The 17,022-nt window shown below is 68.3% G+C and carries 21 protein-coding genes and 2 pseudogenes; 16 read left to right on the top strand and 7 right to left on the bottom strand.

Annotated features, from left to right (window positions below):
• Positions 1-6 precede the first annotated feature (6 nt).
• From dapB to NG1_RS29515, 6 genes and pseudogenes are all read left to right on the top strand, one after another.
• Positions 7-753 carry a 4-hydroxy-tetrahydrodipicolinate reductase gene (gene dapB / locus NG1_RS29535; RefSeq protein WP_062976275.1) on the top strand — a complete coding sequence of 249 codons (747 nt, stop codon included), beginning with the start codon at positions 7-9 and terminating at the stop codon, positions 751-753.
• A 52-nt stretch (positions 754-805) separates the two neighbouring features.
• Complete coding sequence (locus NG1_RS29530) at positions 806-1,306, top strand: hypothetical protein (RefSeq protein WP_062976273.1); 501 nt, start codon at positions 806-808, stop codon at positions 1,304-1,306.
• Positions 1,307-1,334: 28 nt separating this feature from the next.
• Positions 1,335-1,550 (top strand): annotated as a pseudogene (locus tag NG1_RS29525) (flavodoxin family protein); the annotation flags it as partial.
• A gap of 62 nt (positions 1,551-1,612) precedes the next feature.
• Positions 1,613-2,419 carry a hypothetical protein gene (locus tag NG1_RS37145; RefSeq protein WP_157114301.1) on the top strand — a complete coding sequence of 269 codons (807 nt, stop codon included), beginning with the start codon at positions 1,613-1,615 and terminating at the stop codon, positions 2,417-2,419.
• Between the two features lie 49 nt (positions 2,420-2,468).
• Positions 2,469-2,921, top strand: a complete 453-nt coding sequence (locus NG1_RS29520; protein WP_174315402.1) for a flavodoxin family protein — start codon at positions 2,469-2,471, stop codon at positions 2,919-2,921.
• An 87-nt stretch (positions 2,922-3,008) separates the two neighbouring features.
• A complete protein-coding gene (locus NG1_RS29515) occupies positions 3,009-3,767 on the top strand; it encodes a hypothetical protein (RefSeq protein WP_063910472.1) in 759 nt (252 codons plus the stop codon).
• A gap of 232 nt (positions 3,768-3,999) precedes the next feature.
• On the opposite strand, the gene NG1_RS39135 is transcribed toward NG1_RS29515, so the two are convergent.
• The 4 genes from NG1_RS39135 to NG1_RS36035 all read right to left on the bottom strand — a co-directional run bounded on the left by NG1_RS39135 (position 4,000) and on the right by NG1_RS36035 (position 6,215).
• A complete protein-coding gene (locus NG1_RS39135) occupies positions 4,000-4,416 on the bottom strand; it encodes an AbiV family abortive infection protein (RefSeq protein ID WP_369691029.1) in 417 nt (138 codons plus the stop codon).
• Between the two features lie 140 nt (positions 4,417-4,556).
• Positions 4,557-5,396: a helix-turn-helix domain-containing protein gene (locus tag NG1_RS29505; RefSeq protein WP_062976267.1), complete on the bottom strand. Its 840-nt coding sequence runs from the start codon at positions 5,394-5,396 to the stop codon at positions 4,557-4,559.
• A complete protein-coding gene (locus NG1_RS37140) occupies positions 5,393-5,908 on the bottom strand; it encodes a DUF6879 family protein (RefSeq protein ID WP_062976265.1) in 516 nt (171 codons plus the stop codon). Before NG1_RS37140 ends, NG1_RS29505 begins: the two co-directional genes overlap by 4 nt.
• The gene (locus tag NG1_RS36035) at positions 5,886-6,215 is read right to left on the bottom strand and encodes a hypothetical protein (protein WP_084499293.1); all 330 of its coding nucleotides are present in this window, start codon (positions 6,213-6,215) and stop codon (positions 5,886-5,888) included. The genes NG1_RS37140 and NG1_RS36035 overlap by 23 nt, the downstream gene beginning before the upstream one ends.
• A gap of 154 nt (positions 6,216-6,369) precedes the next feature.
• Here NG1_RS36035 and NG1_RS29495 point away from each other — a divergent pair, with 154 nt between their 5' ends.
• The 7 genes and pseudogenes from NG1_RS29495 (at position 6,370) to NG1_RS29470 (ending at position 11,365) form a co-directional block, all read left to right on the top strand.
• A complete protein-coding gene (locus NG1_RS29495) occupies positions 6,370-6,669 on the top strand; it encodes a hypothetical protein (protein ID WP_062976263.1) in 300 nt (99 codons plus the stop codon).
• Entirely contained in the window at positions 6,666-6,821 is a 156-nt protein-coding gene (locus NG1_RS37135; RefSeq protein ID WP_157114300.1) for a hypothetical protein, read from the top strand. The genes NG1_RS29495 and NG1_RS37135 overlap by 4 nt, the downstream gene beginning before the upstream one ends.
• 40 nt (positions 6,822-6,861) lie before the next feature.
• Positions 6,862-7,026 (top strand): annotated as a pseudogene (locus tag NG1_RS29490) (flavodoxin family protein); the annotation flags it as partial.
• 110 nt (positions 7,027-7,136) lie between these two features.
• Positions 7,137-7,823, top strand: coding sequence for a DNA-binding response regulator (locus NG1_RS29485; protein WP_062976261.1), 687 nt, complete (start codon positions 7,137-7,139; stop codon positions 7,821-7,823).
• Positions 7,824-7,885: 62 nt separating this feature from the next.
• The gene (locus tag NG1_RS29480; RefSeq protein WP_245660118.1) at positions 7,886-9,112 is read left to right on the top strand and encodes an ATP-binding protein; all 1,227 of its coding nucleotides are present in this window, start codon (positions 7,886-7,888) and stop codon (positions 9,110-9,112) included.
• The gene (locus NG1_RS29475) at positions 9,105-10,124 is read left to right on the top strand and encodes a DUF8320 family protein (protein ID WP_062976257.1); all 1,020 of its coding nucleotides are present in this window, start codon (positions 9,105-9,107) and stop codon (positions 10,122-10,124) included. Before NG1_RS29480 ends, NG1_RS29475 begins: the two co-directional genes overlap by 8 nt.
• A 41-nt stretch (positions 10,125-10,165) precedes the next feature.
• On the top strand, positions 10,166-11,365 hold the full coding sequence (locus NG1_RS29470) for a winged helix-turn-helix domain-containing protein (protein ID WP_062976255.1): 1,200 nt from the start codon (positions 10,166-10,168) through the stop codon (positions 11,363-11,365).
• Positions 11,366-11,375: 10 nt separating this feature from the next.
• On the opposite strand, the gene NG1_RS29465 is transcribed toward NG1_RS29470, so the two are convergent.
• Entirely contained in the window at positions 11,376-11,819 is a 444-nt protein-coding gene (locus tag NG1_RS29465; protein WP_062976253.1) for a hypothetical protein, read from the bottom strand.
• A gap of 148 nt (positions 11,820-11,967) precedes the next feature.
• Here NG1_RS29465 and dapA point away from each other — a divergent pair, with 148 nt between their 5' ends.
• Positions 11,968-12,876: a 4-hydroxy-tetrahydrodipicolinate synthase gene (dapA, locus tag NG1_RS29460; RefSeq protein WP_062976251.1), complete on the top strand. Its 909-nt coding sequence runs from the start codon at positions 11,968-11,970 to the stop codon at positions 12,874-12,876.
• Positions 12,873-14,891 (top strand): ribonuclease J, encoded by a 2,019-nt coding sequence (locus NG1_RS29455; protein WP_062976249.1) that lies wholly within the window; start codon positions 12,873-12,875, stop codon positions 14,889-14,891. Before dapA ends, NG1_RS29455 begins: the two co-directional genes overlap by 4 nt.
• Before the next feature lie 66 nt (positions 14,892-14,957).
• Here the strand turns inward: NG1_RS29455 and NG1_RS29450 are convergent, their stop codons facing one another.
• Both NG1_RS29450 and NG1_RS29445 read right to left on the bottom strand, forming a co-directional pair.
• The gene (locus tag NG1_RS29450; RefSeq protein ID WP_040867964.1) at positions 14,958-15,515 is read right to left on the bottom strand and encodes a WKL family lipoprotein; all 558 of its coding nucleotides are present in this window, start codon (positions 15,513-15,515) and stop codon (positions 14,958-14,960) included.
• A 29-nt stretch (positions 15,516-15,544) separates the two neighbouring features.
• Positions 15,545-15,925 (bottom strand): DUF4189 domain-containing protein, encoded by a 381-nt coding sequence (locus NG1_RS29445; protein ID WP_245549015.1) that lies wholly within the window; start codon positions 15,923-15,925, stop codon positions 15,545-15,547.
• A 206-nt stretch (positions 15,926-16,131) separates the two neighbouring features.
• Here NG1_RS29445 and NG1_RS29440 point away from each other — a divergent pair, with 206 nt between their 5' ends.
• Complete coding sequence (locus NG1_RS29440; protein ID WP_157114299.1) at positions 16,132-16,755, top strand: TIGR03085 family metal-binding protein; 624 nt, start codon at positions 16,132-16,134, stop codon at positions 16,753-16,755.
• Positions 16,756-17,022: the final 267 nt, after the last annotated feature.

Below are 17,022 nucleotides of genomic sequence, written 5' to 3'. Positions count from 1 at the left end.
GGTGCGGTGACCATTCGGGTCGGAGTGCTCGGAGCGCGCGGCAAAGTCGGACAGGCGATCTGCGCGGCGGTGACGGCTGCGGAGGACCTGGAACTGGTCGCCGCCGTCGACAAGGACGATTCGCTCGAGGCGTTCACCGCGGCGGACACGCAGGTGGTCGTCGACTTCACCCATCCGGACGTGGTGATGGGGAATCTGGAGTTCCTGGTGGCCCACGGCATCCACGCGGTGGTCGGCACCACCGGGTTCGACGAGGCCCGGTTGACGCAGGTGCGCGGCTGGCTGGCCGCCCGCCCCGATGTCGGTGTGCTGATCGCGCCGAACTTCGCCATCGGCGCGGTGCTGTCCATGCGATTCGCCGAGCAGGCCGCCCGCTTCTTCGAATCGGTGGAGGTCATCGAACTGCACCACCCCAACAAGGCGGACGCGCCCTCCGGCACCGCCTACCGCACGGCAGGCCTGATCGCCGCAGCCCGGGACAAGGCGGGCCTCAACCGCAGTCCCGACGCGACGACGACCGAACTGGAGGGCGCGCGCGGCGCCGACGTGGACGGAGTGCGGGTGCACTCGGTGCGCCTGGCCGGTCTGGTCGCCCACCAGGAGGTGCTGTTCGGCACCCAGGGCGAGACGCTCACCATCCGGCACGATTCCATCGACCGCTCCTCGTTCGCCCCCGGCGTGCTGCTCGGCGTGCGGGAGATCGCCGACCGCCCCGGCCTCACCGTCGGACTCGACCCGTTCCTGGACCTGTGATCGCACGTCGGCGCGCGCGGCGGGCGCGCACGGCGCCCGTCGGAGCGCGATCGTGAGCGGCTCGGATCAGGCCGATCGGAAGGGCGGCGGGGAAGTCCTCAAGGTCGTCGCGCTGATCGCGGCCCTCATCCTGGTGCTCGGTTTCTACTTCCTGCTGCTCGGCCGGATCGCGTTCGGCTTGATCGGTTCCGGCGACGTGGCGGCGATCGTGATCGGCGTCGGCGTGCTGATCCTGCCGCTGCTAGGCGTCTGGATCGTCGTGGCCACCGTGCGCGCGGCCCTGGCGCATCAGCACCTGGCGCGGCGCATCCACGACGAGGGCCTCGAGCTCGACACCACCGATCTGCCGCGCCTGCCCTCCGGCCGCATCGAACGCGCGGCGGCCGACGAGCTGTTCGCCACGGTCAAGGCGGAGTGGGAGGCCGACCCGGACAACTGGCGCGTCTCCTACCGCCTGGCGCGCGCCTACGACTACGCGGGCGACCGCACCAGGGCCCGGGAGACCATGCGCCGCGCGGTCGCCCTGGAACGGCACGAGCGCGACAGCGCCTGACCGCCGCGCGGGCCGATACCATCGCAGGGTGGCCCGGTTGCTGATCATCCATCACACGCCGTCCCCGCATATGCAGGCGATGTTCGAGGCCGTCGTCTCCGGGGCCACCGACCCCGAGATCGAAGGCGTGGAGGTCGTGCGCCGCGCCGCGCTGGCCGTCACCGCCTCCGACGTGCTCGCCGCCGACGGCTACCTGCTGGGCAGTCCGGCGAACCTCGGTTACATGAGCGGTGCGCTAAAGCATAATTTGCACGGTTACCGGGGTACTAGCTTACGGGTATTGGGGCGTTGTCAGCGGAGCCTGGGATGACAACAGTCGTGGCGTGGGAGCGCGAGGTCGGCTCACAGCGCGAACTTGTGATGGCTAGCGATAGCCGTCTAGGTGGCGGCGAAGATTGGGACGCATGCGCGAAAATCTTCGATGTCGGTAGGTCGGACGCGCTGTTGGGGTTCGCTGGCAATACATGGCGAGCATTGCCCCTTATATTTCAGGTGCTTGCAACCACGAGATCCTACGAGGGATCGTTGCTACGAACCTTGGACTTACCAAAGTACGCCGGTCATCTTGAGCGCGTGTTAAATGTGGTCTTGGACCAAGCTATGGGACCAGCCGCAGCAGATCCTCCCGACTGTGAATTTCTGCTAGCGGGATGGTCCTGGTCCGAGGGCCGGTTCCTGATCTACCACTACCTATTCGACAAGGGTACTTCGCAATTTGTTCTTGCTGGGTTGCGCAACCCTCCGCCTTCTATCGCAAGGCCTGCCAAAGTCCGTTTGTATGGCGTAATTGGTGACGCTGGCCGCAAACTCACCGGACAGATGGCAAAGGGTTACAACCTTGGGGCCATGTCGGGGAAGCTCGATTACCGTCCTCTAGAGGCGCTGTACAAGCAGACGATGGATCCAGAAATACGCAGCGTAGGTGGCCCAGTGCAAGTTGCGAAGGTTTATAAATCAATCAGAGTTGAGCACTTCGCAACTCGCATCCACGGGAAGCTCTACATCTCTGGGCGTCCGGTATTACCTCACTCAGAGCACGTCGATCTTCGTGTGATTGCACGTGGTGAGGATGGAACGTGGGAAATCGAGCGACGGAAGGACTCGGTTGAGTGACGTGTCATCTGGTAGAGGCTGAAGGTGTCGTTAAGCAAAGGTCGCGCTTGTGACCCGCCTCCTGATCATCCACCACACCCCCTCGCCGCACTGCCAGGCGATGTTCGAGGCCGTGATCTCCGGCGCGACCGACCCGGAGATCACCGGTGTGGAGGTGGTGCGCCGCGCTGCGCTGGCGGTGACGCCGACCGACGTCCTGGAGGCGGACGGGTACCTGCTCGGCACCCCGGCGAACCTGGGGTACATGAGCGGCGGGCTGAAGGTCGCCTTCGATGCGATCTACTACCCCTGCTTGGACTCCACGCGCGGACGACCGTTCGGGGCGTACTTCCACGGCAACGAAGGCACCGAGGGTGCGGAGCAGGGTGTCACCTCCATCACGACCGGCCTGGGCTGGGTGAAAGCGGCAGAGTACGTGACGGTTTCGGGCCGTCCGTCGAAGGCCGATATCGAGGCGTGCTGGGAACTTGGCGCGACCGTGGCCGCACAGCTCATGACGTGAGCCGTGGCGGCGCTCTCCAGACGAGCCGGGTTCACGTCGCGTCTGGGTAGAACTGAACGTGTCGGACGCTGCCTCTATGCTCCCGGCATGAGTCCTGTTCCTGGCGACGACGTCGGATCATCGGAGATCAATGTTGTCCGCGTCGAAGACAGCGTGAGCGTCACGTTCAGCGCAACGGTGGCAGTTCGCAACTATTTGGCTGTACAGCATCTTTGGTCCGCACTGCGGTCCGCTCGCATGTGCGACGAGCGCGAATCGGAGCTGGTTGCGGCCGGTGAGATCAACGTGGACCTCGGTCATCGTGCCGATGCGATCAACGCGGTCCTGTCGTCCGTGGCGTTCCTAGAAGCGTTCGTCAACGAGACCTTCTCCGACGCCGCCGAGCCTGGTGGCAGCAACTACCGCACCGACGGGCTCAGCACTGCCGCTGTTGAGCAGATGGCCCAGTTCTGGACGGGCGGAGCGGTTCCCGTCGAGCGCGGTATGCCGGTTCTGCGGAAGTACCAACTCGCACTGCTGTGCGCGGGTCAGCCGCCGTTCGATACGGGTAGCGGCCCTGCGCAAGCGGTCGGCGTTCTTATCGAACTGCGCAACGCCCTGGTGCACTTCATGCCTAAAACTCAGGACGTTGCGTCCGCGCACAAGTTGGAGAAAGACCTGAAACCTCGCATCACGCCGAACCGGCAGGCCATCGGTGCGCCCTGGTATCCGAATAGTGCGCTCGCCGCCGGGTGCGCTCAGTGGGCATGTCAGACCGCTATGGAGCTGGTTAACGAATGGCAGAGCCGGATGGGTCTGGTGTACGACTACCGGAAGAGTCTCAACAACGATATGCCGACCCCGTAGCGGCTTGGATTCCAACAGCGTTGCGACGACTACTGGAATCCAAGCGGTTGAGTGATCGCTTTTATCAGCTCGCGTGGTGGTCGGTGTCCCCCGAAGTCGGTCCACGTCTCGGGGTGGGCAAATCGCAGCAACCTCCAGTGAAGATCTTGCGCGCTGTCCTCACTAGCAGTACCGAGGGCTTGCTTCCGGGTGTGGTCACGGATGAGGGCCATCTCGGAGCTGGGCACGCGCACTAGCTCTGCGGCGACGGGCTCAGCCTCGACGTCGAGCGGCGACGCGAAACGGCCACCCGGCCCTGGGGCCGAGGCAACGGAGAACCCATCCTGCTTCTCGCGATCGACGTCGGCGGGCACCCCGCCCGGCTCGGGGACGCCCCCGTTCTCCCACGCGCTGTAATCGCCCCAGAACGGTCCCAGGTCGAGCGCGTAGTTATCCGTCGCGGCGATCTGTCGCGGTGATTGTTCGACACGGCGAGGTGCTTGGGAGTGCCTGGCGGTGAGGACAGTTCAACCGTGCGCCCGCTCTCCCACGCGGCGACCGAAGCATCGTAGACCGCGTTAGCCCGAGCCAACTCTTCCTGAGCTAGGACCAGGAGCGAGCGAGCACGTCCCACAGAGTTGTTGTCGAGTAGGGTGCTCGCGTCGTTGATCAGCGCGGCACGTTTGAGATGAGGGTGTGCCAGTAGCGGCGCGCGTTATCCGCGGTGAGCCGGAGGGTCATGCGCCAATGATGCACCGCTGCACCGACAGTGATGGAGTAGCGCTGTAAATCGGTGGCCCGGCCATACTGTTACGCAGCCCCCGTACGCCGCTCCAGCTCGGCCCTGATCAGCTGGCGGGCAGTGTCGCCATGGACAGCTTGCTCGGCCAGCCGGGTGAACACCTTCTCGTAGAGGGCGATCTCTCGGGGCTGCGTGATGGCGGACTCCGCGGTGATGGTCTCCACCAGCACCTTGCGCGTGTCGTACAGCACGAAATCGGTGGTGCGGCGGAAGAACGCGCTCGCCGCCGGGACGATGCCGAAGACCAGCCGAGGAAGGCCCATCAGGGCGAGCACATGCCGCAGCTGCTCGACCATGACCCCGTCGGTGCCGACGGTGGTCTTGAGCGCCTGCTCACCAACCAGGAAGTAGAAGCGGTGCCGTCCCTCCCGGAGGATTTGTTGCCGCTCCATGCGGGCGGCGACGGCGGCATCCAGGTCGCGGCGGGTGTTGAGGAACTCCATCCCGGCGGCCATCAGCGAGCGGGCGTAGTCCGCAGTCTGCAAGAGCCCGTGGAATACCTGGGGGTCGAATCCACGAAGAAGTTCGGTCCGTTCCTCCATGCCGCTGATCTGACGCTGATGGTTCGTGTAGCCGTGGCCGACTATCCGCCGCCATTCCATCCACGCGGCGGAGATATTGCGCACCGTCGCCAGCAGGTCCGGGTATTCATCCTCGGCTTCGGCGATCCGGCACCAGACGGCCAAGTCCTCCTCGGATACCGCTTGCGCGCCGTTCTCAATGCGGGAGACCTTCGCCGGATGCCAGCCCGCCTGTTCGGCAAGTTGGTATCCGCGCAGACACGCCGCGATTCGGAGGCCACGCAATCGGGCTCCCAGGTCGCGGCGCGCTTCACCAGCATTGGTCACTTGTCGTACTCGGCGTGCGGAATCGCCTTGGACCACAATTCGTCTCGGCGCTGGGCGTAGTGTGCCGTGATCACGGGATCTGTGATCGCTGCCCAGCCCGGCGCAGCGGTGCCGTCGCTGTTGAATACGGTGTAGGCGGCCATCTCGTCATCGAACAACCACCAATCGTCATCGGGCAAGCCGGGCGGCGCATCCTGGCGCGGCAACCACCGAATGTCTTCGCCAACTTCGATGTTGGTGGAGGTGGTGCCCACCGAGAAGCGGGTGTAGTCCCCGTGTGGCTCGGAGATCACCCGGACCCGCTGCACCGCGCACCCAGACGCGGTGACCTCCCATATGAGCGCATGCCACCGCGCGCTCGCCGCCGGGTCCTGCGGCTGGCCCGCAAGGAACCGGCGCACCCGGTCGGCTTCCCCGGCAACGCCGCTGTAGTCGTCGCGGACCTCCAGGTGGAAGGCGCGCTTGTGAGTGCGGAAGGCATGCGTCAGGTCATCGAATGTCAGGTGCAGCATCGCGCCTCCGCTCCGTGCCGATGGGTACCTCGACCGCTGTTTCGTGGCTGGGCAGCTGAATCTGTTCTAGGGCTTCCGGATCGGTAACGGGCTCGCCGGTCAACATGAACGTGCCATGCCCGGTATCGCGCAGCAGCGCGCCGAGGCATGTCCCCGGCTTCAGATGACGGATCAACCGGTGGGGTATCTCGATGGTGTCGGGCCAGTCGGTGCGCCAGCCTTGAGTGACGTACGAGCCCCGGTCGCTCAGGAACAGGGTGGGCGATTGCCCATCGGTGCTGTCGCCGCCGAGTCGTTCGAGCTTCATGATTCCTCCCGTGGTGTGGATGTTCCGCCGTGCGGGCACGTATTCATCATCGGGTGGTTGACCGGGCCGCGCACCCAAGTTCGGCGCAATATTGCGCAATATTCTTTCTCGCGCGAAATACACACGCATAGCGTGTGGTCAACCCCGCCGCCGGGTGGACGCCGCGCCCTTCGGCTCCCCGGCGGCGGGTGCCTACCAACCGGCGACCGAGAGACTGGCCATGGACTTACCCGCGTGCTGGGATGACGAAGACGCTCGGAAACTGGCGCTGGCCCCGAGCGACGGCGCGAGGTTCTTGCACCATGCCGATGGATCGTGGGAACTGATCGGCGACGACGGGTGGCCTGTTAATCCGCAGGATCTGGAGGCCGACGTACTGGCCGCCATCGCAGTCGTCACGTACGCACCGATCGACATCGAGCCGATCTCCTTGGGGGATAACGAGATCCGATGAACAACGGATGGATCATGCTCGGGTGGGTGCTCGTGATCGGCCTGCCGCTGACCGTCGTGCTCGCGGTGATCCTGTGGCCGGAGCGCATCCCGCGCGAGCGGTCGGTGGAGGGCATTCGGGAGTCGATCGAGCACGAGGACGAACCCTTGTAGACGCGCCGTTGATGATGTCGAATTAGCCTCGAGGAACCGCAACGAAGGCACCGAAGGCGCCGAGCGCGGGGTGGTGAGCGTCACGACCGGGCTGGGCTGGGAACAGGCCGCCGCCGCGGTGGTGATCTCCGGTCCGCCCGCCAAGGAAGACCTACAGCGGTGCTGGGAGCTGGGGGCCACCCTCGCGGCCGGGCTCATGGCCTGAGCATCCCCCGAATTCTGGTGTCTGACCATGGCGCACCATCGACCGGCATACTGTCTGCGGTTGTTGTCGCGGTGGGGATGTGAACGAGTAGCTCGGGATGGGAGAGCCAGGTGACCTGGGCCGAAGGGAACGAGAATGCCCCGCGCCGAATCGGATTGGTCGAGGACCACGAATCGGTCGCCATCGGTCTCGCCGCGATGCTCGCGCCGGAAACCGATCTCGATCTGGTGCTGACCGCCGGCACGGTGCCGGAACTTCTCGCCGCCGCCGACGGCGTGCCGAAGCTGGACCTGGTGGTGCTGGACCTGCGGCTGGCCGACGGGTCCTCGCCCGAGGACAACGTGCGCGCCCTGCGTAACCGCGGTATCGAGGTGCTGGTCTTCACCGGCGCGGACAACGCCTTCCTGGTGCGCGCCGCCGCGCGCGCCGGGGTGCTGGGCGTGGTGCGCAAATCCGAGGACGTGCCGACCGTCGTCGCCGCTGTGCGCCGCGCGGCCGGCGGCGAGCAGGTGGTGACCACCGATTGGGCCGCCGCCATCGACGGCGATCCGCAACTGTCCCATGTGGGCCTGAGCCCGCGTCAGGAGGAAGTGCTCACCCTCTACGCGTCCGGGGAGAAAGCCTCCCGGGTCGCGCGGTTGACCGGTCTGTCCGAGCAGACGGTCAACGACTATCTCGGCCGAATCCGCCAGAAGTACGCCGACGCCGGTCGTCCCGCGCCGACCAAGACCGACCTGTACAAACGAGCGGTCGAGGACGGCTGGCTCCCGGTTCCCGAGCGGCATCCGCGCGGATGATCGCGTCCAGCATGCTGGACACCGAGTCGCGCTCTCGCTCCCTCCCGCTCCACCGATTCCGGGTGAACCGCTGGCGTCGCGGAGTCGTCGCGCTGTCCAGGGAGAAGGCCTCGGAGGGCGCCGCCGACCGCATCTTGCGCAGGTTCGGCCTGGCCATCGGCATCGCCGGGGTGATCGCCGCGGTCGTCGAGTTGCCCGAGATAGCCGACCAGAGCCGCTTCGTGCCGGTCCGGTGGACGGTGGTCGAGGTGGTGCTGGCGTTCGGGCTGTTCCCGGTGCTCGCGATCGTCTCGATCGGCATGAGCAGGCGGGTGATCCAGCGGGTCGCCGGTGCGGCGGCGGTGAGTTTCCTCGCGGCCATGGCGGTGGTTCCGCTGGCGTATGCCGTGCCGGATGCCGAAGGGGCGGCGTCGGTGTGGTTGTACCGGGTGCTGGCGCTCGGCGTCCTCGCGGCGGTGCTCGCTTGGCGTCCGCCGCTCGCCGTGGCGTACCTGGTGGTGGGCGCGGCGTTCAGCGCGCTGGCGAATCTGGTCGTGCTGCGGGAGACCACCGCGCTCGCGCTGCTCGGCGATTTCGCCAGGGCCGCCGGATTGAGCGCGCTGTTCCTGTGGTGCGTGATCTATGCCAGGGCGGCGGCCGCGCGAGTGGATCGCGAGTCGGCGATCGAGAGCAGCCGGGCGGCGGCGGTCGCGGGCGCGGCGGCCCGGGAGCGGGAACGTGCGCGCTTCGCCGCGCTGATCCACGACGCGGTGCTGTCCACCTTGCTGGACGCCTCGCGAGCGGGGACCGAATCACCGGTACTGCGCCGCCAGGCCGAACGGACCCTGGAGCAGCTCGACGAGTGCCGGGTGGCCGGGTACGAACCCGACCGCCTGGACGCGCAATCCGCGATCGGGTTCCTCCGCTCCGCGGTGCACGAGGTGAACCCCGGCATCCGGTTCACCACGCGACGCTGGCCCGGGTTCGACGATCTGCATCTGCCGGTGGACGCGGCGAGCACGATCGCGGCCGCACTCGCCGAGGCCGTGCGCAACAGTCTGCGGCACGCCACCGTCGCCGGGCGCGAAGTGCGCCGGACCGTCACAGTGACGATCAGCGCGGGTGGGATTCGCGTGGTGTTCCGGGACGACGGAGCGGGTTTCGACCTGAGTGAGGTGCCGGTCGATCGGCTCGGCATCTCGGTGAGCATCCTGGGCCGCATGCGTCAGCTGGCCGGCGGCGCGGGTTTCGTGGAATCGCAGCCCGGTGAGGGAACGACCGTCACGCTGGTGTGGGGCGGAAATGGCTGAGCGGGAAACCGAATTCGGGCTGCGGGATCTGCTCGGACTGCGGGACCGCGCGGCCTGGCTGTTCCTGGTCGTTCTCGAAGCGACCATCGTGCTGTACATGATCAGGAACTTCTCCGAATCGCCGGTGGCCGCCGCCGTCGCGGCACTGGTCGTGCTCGCGCTGGCCGGTGTCGTGGTACTGGTGGCGCCGACCGATCCGCTGCCCTGGCCCGCGACCGTGTTCGTCGCCGCCTCCGGGCCGCTGGCCACGACCCTGACCTCGTTCGATGTCGAACACGGCTGGTCGAAGCAGGTCTGGACGGCGTTCGCCGCCTCCTATGTGCTCGCCGTGCTGGTGCTGCGTGGACGTTCGGCCGCGGCCTGGCTGGGCGTCGCGGGCATCGGCGTGGTGATCGCCGTGGTCGGTGTGGTGGCAGGCCTGCGGGTGGGCGTCGTCGTCGGCTCGATCGTGCCGGTCGCCACGGTCGCGGGGGTCTCCCTGTTCGCGGCGATCATGCGGCCCACCCAGCGTTCGCTGCGCCTGCTGCGCGAGGAGGCGGCCATGCGTGCCGCCGCCGAGGCCTCGATGGCCGCGGAGAACTCCGAACGCACCCGTCAGCTGGCTCGGCTGGACGCGGTGGCGCGCCCGATCTTGGAACGCATCGCCGACGGGGAGGAACTCACCGCCGCGGAGCGGGAACAGTGCAGGCTCCTGGAAGCCGAACTGCGCGACGGCCTGCGGGCCCCGCAGCTGGCCACCGATCAGCTCAGCAGCGCCGCCCGCGGAGCCCGCTCCCGCGGCGTCGAGGTGATCCTGCTCGACGACGGCGGATTCACCGGCGTCCCGCATCGGGTCCGCAGGCAAGTGATCGACGCCGCCACCCGGGAACTGGACGCCGCGAACGATGGTTCGGTCACCGTCCGCATCCTCCCGACCGGCCGCCGCGTCCTGGCCACCGTCCTGGCCACCGCGTCGGACCGGGACCGCCGCACCGAGATCGACACCACCGGCGCGGTGACCGTCTCGACCTGACGGCGCGATTCTGTCGGTGCCTCGTGGCATGGTTGCCGGTCATGCGGAAGATGGGTGCGGCGGCGGCGCGGCGAACGGCCTTGGCGGCGCAGGGTTTCGGGGTGCGCCGGCCCGGGCGGGCGACGCGGCGGACGGTGCTCGGGGTCTTGGACAGGACCCAGTTGCTGCAACTGGATTCGGTGTCGGCGGTGGTGCGGGCGCATTACGCGCCGGTGTTCAGCCGGATCGGGCCCTACGATCGCACCCTGCTGGATCAGGCCGCGTGGAGCGACGGCGCGCGGCGGCCGCGGGCGCTCGTCGAGTACTGGGCGCACGAGGCCGCGCTCATCCCGGTCGAGGACTGGCCGCTGTTGCGCTGGCGGATGCGGCGCTACGAGCACGGGCGTTGGTCCGGCATGCGCAAGGTGGTCGAGCGCAACCCGACCCTGGGCAAAGACATCCTGGATGTGATCACCGCGGTGGGCCCGGCCACCGCGGGTGAGGTGGAGCGCCACCTGGAGTTGGACAAGCCCCGGCCGAAGGGCACGTGGTGGAACCTCAGCGATACGAAGATGATCTGCGAGCAACTGTTCGCGGCGGGCGCGCTGTCGGTAGCGACCCGGGTGGGCTTCGCCAGGCACTACGACCTGACCGAGCGGGTGCTGCCCGCGGAGGTGCTGGCGCGCGACGTCGCAGAACCGGACGCCGTCCGTGAGCTGGTGCTTCGCGCGGCCACCGCGCACGGCATCGGCACGGAAGCGGACCTGCGCGACTATTACCGTCTTCATCGCACCCAGACCGAACCCGCCATCGCCGATCTGGTCGACGCTGGTGAGCTGATCCCGGTGGAGGTACCGGGCTGGGGGAAACCGGCCTATCTGCGGGCGGGCGCCGCGACACCGCGGCGCGTCGAAGGCGCCGCGCTGCTGTGCCCGTTCGACCCGCTGATCTTCTTCCGCGCCCGCACGGAACGGATTTTCGACTTCCACTACCGCATCGAGATCTACACCCCGGAACACAAACGGGTGCACGGCTATTACGTCTTCCCGTTCCTGCTCGACGGTGAACTCGTCGGTCGGGTCGACCTGCGCGCGGAACGCGCGAACGGACGGTTGTGGGTGCCCGCCGCGTTCGCCGAACCCGGATACGACACCGCGGCCACCGCGCACGCCCTCGGTGGCGCGCTGCGCGAACTCGCCGATTGGCTCGAACTGGACGAGGTCGCCATCGGCGACCGCGGCAACCTGGCCGCGTTGCGGTAGCGCGACTGGGTCAGATGTCGCGTTTGGGCCCGTAGCCGCGCATCTGGTCGCGCAAGGCCCCGTGCACAGCGCTCGACAGCCACGAGTTCAGGGACTGACCGCTCTGTGCGGCAGCCTCTTCCGCGCGCGCTTTCATCTGCTCCACCAGCCGCAGCGTGACCCGGCTGATGTCTCCGGTCATCTCCTCGAAGGTGGCATGCTCGTCGCCCACCGTGCTCTTGCGCACATCGATGGAAGCGTCCGTGCCGTCGATCGACACGTGCACCGTACGGTCACCCAGCGCGGCGCTGACCTCGGCGGCGAGGTCCGACAGCGCGGCGAGCAGGACCAGTCGGGCCGAGCCTTCCGTAGCCGCGGCCAGGGCTGCCGCCGTGGCCTGCGTCTTCTCGTCGCCGAGCGCCGCGGCCGCGATCAGGTCCTCGCGCAGCCGACTGGTGTACTTGTTCAAATCCATGACATCAGTGTGACGTCATATGTGATGTCGAGCAAGTGCTGGTATGACATCAGCGCGCCGCCGTCGATATGGATTCGCGTCTGTGTTGCGGCCTGATCGCCGACGACGGTGTCGAGGGCGTGTCCCAGACCGGGTAGCCTTTCTGACCATGACGAACGGTGAATCGACGCCAACGGAGCTGCGTGCGTCCGGCACGGTAGGTGTCGCGATGGTGACCCCCTTCAGCGCCGACGGCAAGCTCGACGTCGATGCCGGGGTCGCGCTCGCGGCCCGCCTGATCGACCGTGGTGTCGACCTGCTCGCGATCTCGGGAACCACCGGTGAATCGCCGACCACCACCGAATCGGAGAAAGCGGATCTGCTGCGCGCCGTCGTCGATGCCGTGGGCGCGCGCGCGACCGTGATCGCGGGTGCGGGCACCTACGACACCGCGCACTCGATCGAGCTCGCGCGCAACGCGCAGCGCGCGGGTGCACACGGTTTGCTCGTGGTGACGCCGTACTACTCCCGGCCCTCCCAGGAGGGGCTGATCGCTCATTTCACCGCCGTCGCGGATGCCACCGACCTGCCGGTGACCTTGTACGACATCCCCGGGCGGTCGGTGGTGCCGATCGCCAGTGACACCATCCGCAAGCTGGCCGAGCATCCGCGCATCGTCGCGGTCAAGGACGCCAAGGGCGACCTGAACATGGGCGCCGAACTCATCGCGAGCACCGGCCTGACCTTCTACTCCGGCGACGACGCGCTCAACCTGCCGTGGCTGTCGGTCGGCGCGGCCGGATTCATCAGCGTTATCGGACATCTCGCGCCCGAACGGTTACGCGCCCTGCTGGAAGCGTATACGGCGGGCGAGGTCGTGCGCGCCCGCGAGATCAACACCACGCTGCTGCCGTTGCACGCCGCGATGGCCAGGCTGGGCGGTGTCGCGATGAGCAAGGGTGGCCTGCGGCTGCTCGGTGTGGAGGTCGGGGAGCCGCGGTTGCCCCAGCTGATGCCGACCGGTGAGCAATTGGAATCGCTCGCCGCCGACCTGCGCTCGTCGGGGGTGCTCTCGTGAGCGAGTCCCTACCCCGTCGCCGCCGCAGCGCCTCCCGCCCCGCCGGAGCGCCCGCCCCGTCCGCGGCACCGGCCGAGCAGCCGGTGCCTGCCACGTCGCCGGAGACCGCCGCACCGCCTCGGCCCGCGTCGGAGGAGACCACGGCGGACGTCGCTCCGGTCGTCTTCGCCGAGGAGAACGCTGCTCCGGTCGTCTCCGCCAAGGAGGCCGCGCCCGCGCAGTCGCGCAGGGAGCCCAAGACACAGAACGCGGCGCCCCGGCGCCCGGCCCGCGGTCGCGGCCAGTCCGGCGCTCGGCGGGCCGAAGCTCCGCAGCCCCAGGCGGCTCCGGTCGCCGCGCACGACCGTCTCGGCGCCCCGCCCGCCCTGCCCGAGAACGGCCTGCGCGTGTTCGCCCTCGGCGGCATCGGCGAAATCGGCCGCAACATGACGGTCTTCGAGTACGGCGGCAAACTGCTGATCGTCGACTGCGGTGTGCTGTTCCCGGAGGACCAGCAGCCGGGTGTCGACCTGATCCTGCCGGACTTCCGCCCCATCGAGGGCCGGATCGACGACGTGGTCGCCGTCGTGCTCACCCACGGTCACGAGGACCACATCGGCGCGGTGCCGTTCCTGCTGCGGCTGCGGCCCGACATCCCGGTCGTCGGCTCGAAGTTCACCCTCGCGCTGGTCGCCGCGAAATGCCGGGAGCATCGCCTGCACCCGAAGTTGGTCGAAGTGACCGAGGGGCAGCACACCACGCACGGTCCGTTCGGCTGCGAGTACTTCGCGGTCAACCACTCCATTCCCGACGCGCTCGCCGTCGCCATCCGCACGCCGGCCGGCGTCGCGCTGCACACCGGTGACATCAAGCTCGACCAACTCCCGCTGGACGGGCGGCTCACCGATCTGGCCGGCTTCTCCCGGCTCGGTGACGAGGGCGTCGACCTGTTCCTGGTGGACTCCACCAACGCCGAGGTCCCCGGCTTCGTCACGCCGGAACGCGAGATCGGCGGCGTGCTGGACTCGGTCATCGGCAAGGCCCGCGGCCGGGTCATCGTCGCGTCCTTCGCCAGTCACGTGCACCGCATCCAGCAGGTCGTCGACGTGGCCCAGCAGTACGGGCGGCGGGTGTGCTTCGTCGGGCGCTCGATGGTCCGCAACATGCAGATCGCCCAGGACCTGGGCTATCTGACTGTGCCCGACGGCGTGGTCGTCGACCTCGACGCCGCCGCGACCCTGCCCAGCCACCGCCTGGTGCTGATCTCCACGGGTTCGCAGGGCGAGCCGCTGTCGGCGCTGTCGCGGATGGCGCGCGGCGACCACCGGCAGATCAACATCCGGCCCGACGACCTGGTGGTGCTGGCCTCCTCGCTGATCCCCGGCAACGAGAACTCGGTGTTCGCGGTGGTCAACGGCCTGGCCCGGCTCGGAGCCACGGTGGTCACCCAGCAGAACGCCAAGGTGCACGTCTCCGGGCACGCCTCGGCGGGGGAGCTGCTGTATCTGTACAACGCGGTACGTCCGACCAACGCGATGCCGGTGCACGGCGAGTGGCGCCACCTGCGTGCGAACGCGGCGCTGGCGGTCGCGACCGGCGTGCCGGAGGAGCGGGTGGTGCTCGCCGAGGACGGCGTGGTGGTCGACCTGGTCGACGGCATCGCCTCGGTCGTCGGCCGGGTCCCGGTGGGCCACGTATACGTCGACGGACTGTCGGTGGGCGATGTCGGGGAGTCGACGTTGTCCGACCGGCTGGTGCTCGGTGAGGGCGGTTTCATCGCGATCACCGTCGCCATCGACGAGACCACCGGCAAGGCGGTGAGCACACCGGAGATCAGCGGACGCGGCTTCTCCGACGATCCCGCCGCCCTGCTCGGCGCGGCGGAACTGGTGGAAGCCGAACTGCTGCGGCTGGCGGGCGAGGGTGTGACCGATATCCACCGGATCGCCCAGGGTGTGCGCCGCGTGGTGGGCCGCTGGGTGGCCGACACCTATCGTCGTCGGCCGATGATCGTGCCGACCGTCATCGGCGTCTGATCTTCCGGAAATCGAAAAGCGCCGGACAGCTCGGCTGTCCGGCGCTTTTCGCTGGTTCGGGACCGCTTACTCCTGGCAGGCGGCCGATTCGATCTTCGCGCTCTTGACGATGTTGCAGGCGAAGGTGTGGTCGACCTTCCATTGGCCGCCCTCGGACACGAACTGGATGAACGCGTCGTCCACCGGGGTGCCGTCGATGGTGACCTTGGCGTCGGCCTTGAGCTTGTTGTCCTTCGGGTCGCCCACGTTGGTGACCTCGACGGCGACCTTCTGCTTCTTCGCGGCCTCGACGAGGTTGGCGACCAGATAGGGATCCTGCTCGGCGGCCTGGATCCAGCTGATCTTCTCCTCGTTGGGCACATTCGGGTCGAACGCCTTCTGCAGCCGCTCGTTCAATTGCTGCACGGAGGGCTTGGGCAGTGCGGGTGAGGACGGCGTGGTCGGCGCGGAGCCGGCCTCCTTGTCGCCCTTGTCCGAGCCACCCTCCAATTCACCCGCCGCGTGGCTGGGGTTGGCGCTGGTGCTCGGGGACGAGGAGTCGTCATTGGAGGCGCAGGCGGTCAGCGAGCAGGCGACTGCGGTGAGGACGACGGCCACGGTGGTCCGGAAAATGCGGTGCTTCACGATGTTTCCTTCGACTCGAAGTCCGGGCGTCAGCCGTGGTTGGACGTGCAGTTCCAGTGCACGATGTAGGCGTCGGAATCGTTGCGCGCCAAGGCTTGGCCCTGCGCGCTGCGGCGCGACGACGCGTACCCCCAACTCCAGGTGCCGGTGTCACCGGAGTACGCCACGGCGCCGCAGCCGTTGCGGAACCAGACCACCGACTGGCAGTCCGCTGCGCCGCAGGAGCTCACGGCGCGCTGCTGTGCGGCAGCCGAGTTCGGGTAGTCGTAGGAGTACCCGATCAAACCGGTGGAGGTGGACAGCGCGATCGCGCCGTAGTTGTTGGTGTAGGCGTTCGCGGCGGGCGCGCTGACAGCCAGCGCGGCACCTACCGCCGCGAGCGCGGCCACACCGGTAGCAAACTTCTTCACGAGGATTTGCCCCTTCTTGTCATAAGGCCCACGACCCGATGGGCCGAGTGACAAGGTACAGAGCCGACTCTCATTGCGCTAGCCGGGGATTTCCCGGCATAGGGAGCGCGAACGCCGAGAACCCGCGGGGTGGCACCGCACTCCCGGTGCCCGCGGGGCGTCGCGTCGTGCGGCGGTGCGGCCGGGGCGTCGGTATGTTCGGGGGTGTGACTATGGCACAGCGGGAACGCCGGGGACTCGTCGAAGCGATGGAGGCGGCGGGGCCGGACGCGCGCACGCTCTGCGGCACGTGGACGGTGCGGGACCTGGCCGCGCACTTGGTGGTTCGCGAACGGCGGCCCGACGCCGCGGGGGGCATCATGGTGAAGCCGCTCGCGGGGTATCTCGACCGCGTGCAGGCGAAGGCGGCGAACAAGCCGTTTCCCGAACTGCTGGAGCAGGTGCGGACCGGTCCGCCGTGGTGGTCGCCGCTGCGTCCGCTCGACGCGGTGGTCAATCTGTCGGAGATGTTCGTGCATCACGAGGATGTGCGCCGCGCCGAGCCCGGTTGGCAGCCACGCGAACTGCCCGCCGCCGACGAGGACCGGCTGTGGTCCATGCTGCGCAAGACGGCCAGGATGGCCTACCGCAAGGCGCCGGTCACGGTCGAGCTGGCGACGCCGGACGGCAGGCGCACGGTGGTGCGATCGGCGTCCGAGGACGTCGTCACGCTGACGGGTAGGCCCTCGGAACTGGTGCTGCACGCCTTCGGGCGGGACGAGGTCCGGCTGGAGACCGCCGGATCCCCGGAGGCCGTCCGGGCAGTGCTCGAGTCAGACCGATCGGTCTGATTCGAACGTCATCGCTTGGTCGCGAAGGTCCCGGTGACCGGCGGAAAGCAGCGCCCGGCGCGGCGGTACCAGTGTTGCGGATGGTCCGGATGGGGCGATTGCGGCTAGCCTGGGGCCATGGCAGGTAAGTCCCGCAGCACCCCGACGACTCGGGCGCGGGCGGGATCGGCGCGGGGGAGGACCACCACGGCGCGGTCTCGCGCGGCCACGCCCCGCGCGGCGACGCCCCGCGCGGCCACGCCCAGAACGACCGCCGCGCCCCGCAGG

The organism is Nocardia gamkensis NBRC 108242, assembly GCF_001612985.1.
GTDB classification, from domain to species: Bacteria; Actinomycetota; Actinomycetes; order Mycobacteriales; family Mycobacteriaceae; genus Nocardia; species Nocardia gamkensis.
Note: the sequence above shows the minus strand (reverse complement) of the source record. Positions and strands in the feature narration are given on the sequence as shown.

Coding starts and splice junctions, on each gene's coding strand:
- NG1_RS37145 (WP_157114301.1), top strand. CDS start 1,613: ATGACAACAGTCGTGGCGTGGGAGCGCGAGGTCGGCTCACAGCGCGAA.
- NG1_RS29470 (WP_062976255.1), top strand. CDS start 10,166: ATGCGGAAGATGGGTGCGGCGGCGGCGCGGCGAACGGCCTTGGCGGCG.
- NG1_RS29475 (WP_062976257.1), top strand. CDS start 9,105: ATGGCTGAGCGGGAAACCGAATTCGGGCTGCGGGATCTGCTCGGACTG.
- NG1_RS36035 (WP_084499293.1), bottom strand. CDS start 6,215: ATGAAGCTCGAACGACTCGGCGGCGACAGCACCGATGGGCAATCGCCC.
- NG1_RS37135 (WP_157114300.1), top strand. CDS start 6,666: ATGAACAACGGATGGATCATGCTCGGGTGGGTGCTCGTGATCGGCCTG.
- NG1_RS37140 (WP_062976265.1), bottom strand. CDS start 5,908: ATGCTGCACCTGACATTCGATGACCTGACGCATGCCTTCCGCACTCAC.
- NG1_RS29515 (WP_063910472.1), top strand. CDS start 3,009: ATGAGTCCTGTTCCTGGCGACGACGTCGGATCATCGGAGATCAATGTT.
- NG1_RS29465 (WP_062976253.1), bottom strand. CDS start 11,819: ATGGATTTGAACAAGTACACCAGTCGGCTGCGCGAGGACCTGATCGCG.
- dapA (WP_062976251.1), top strand. CDS start 11,968: ATGACGAACGGTGAATCGACGCCAACGGAGCTGCGTGCGTCCGGCACG.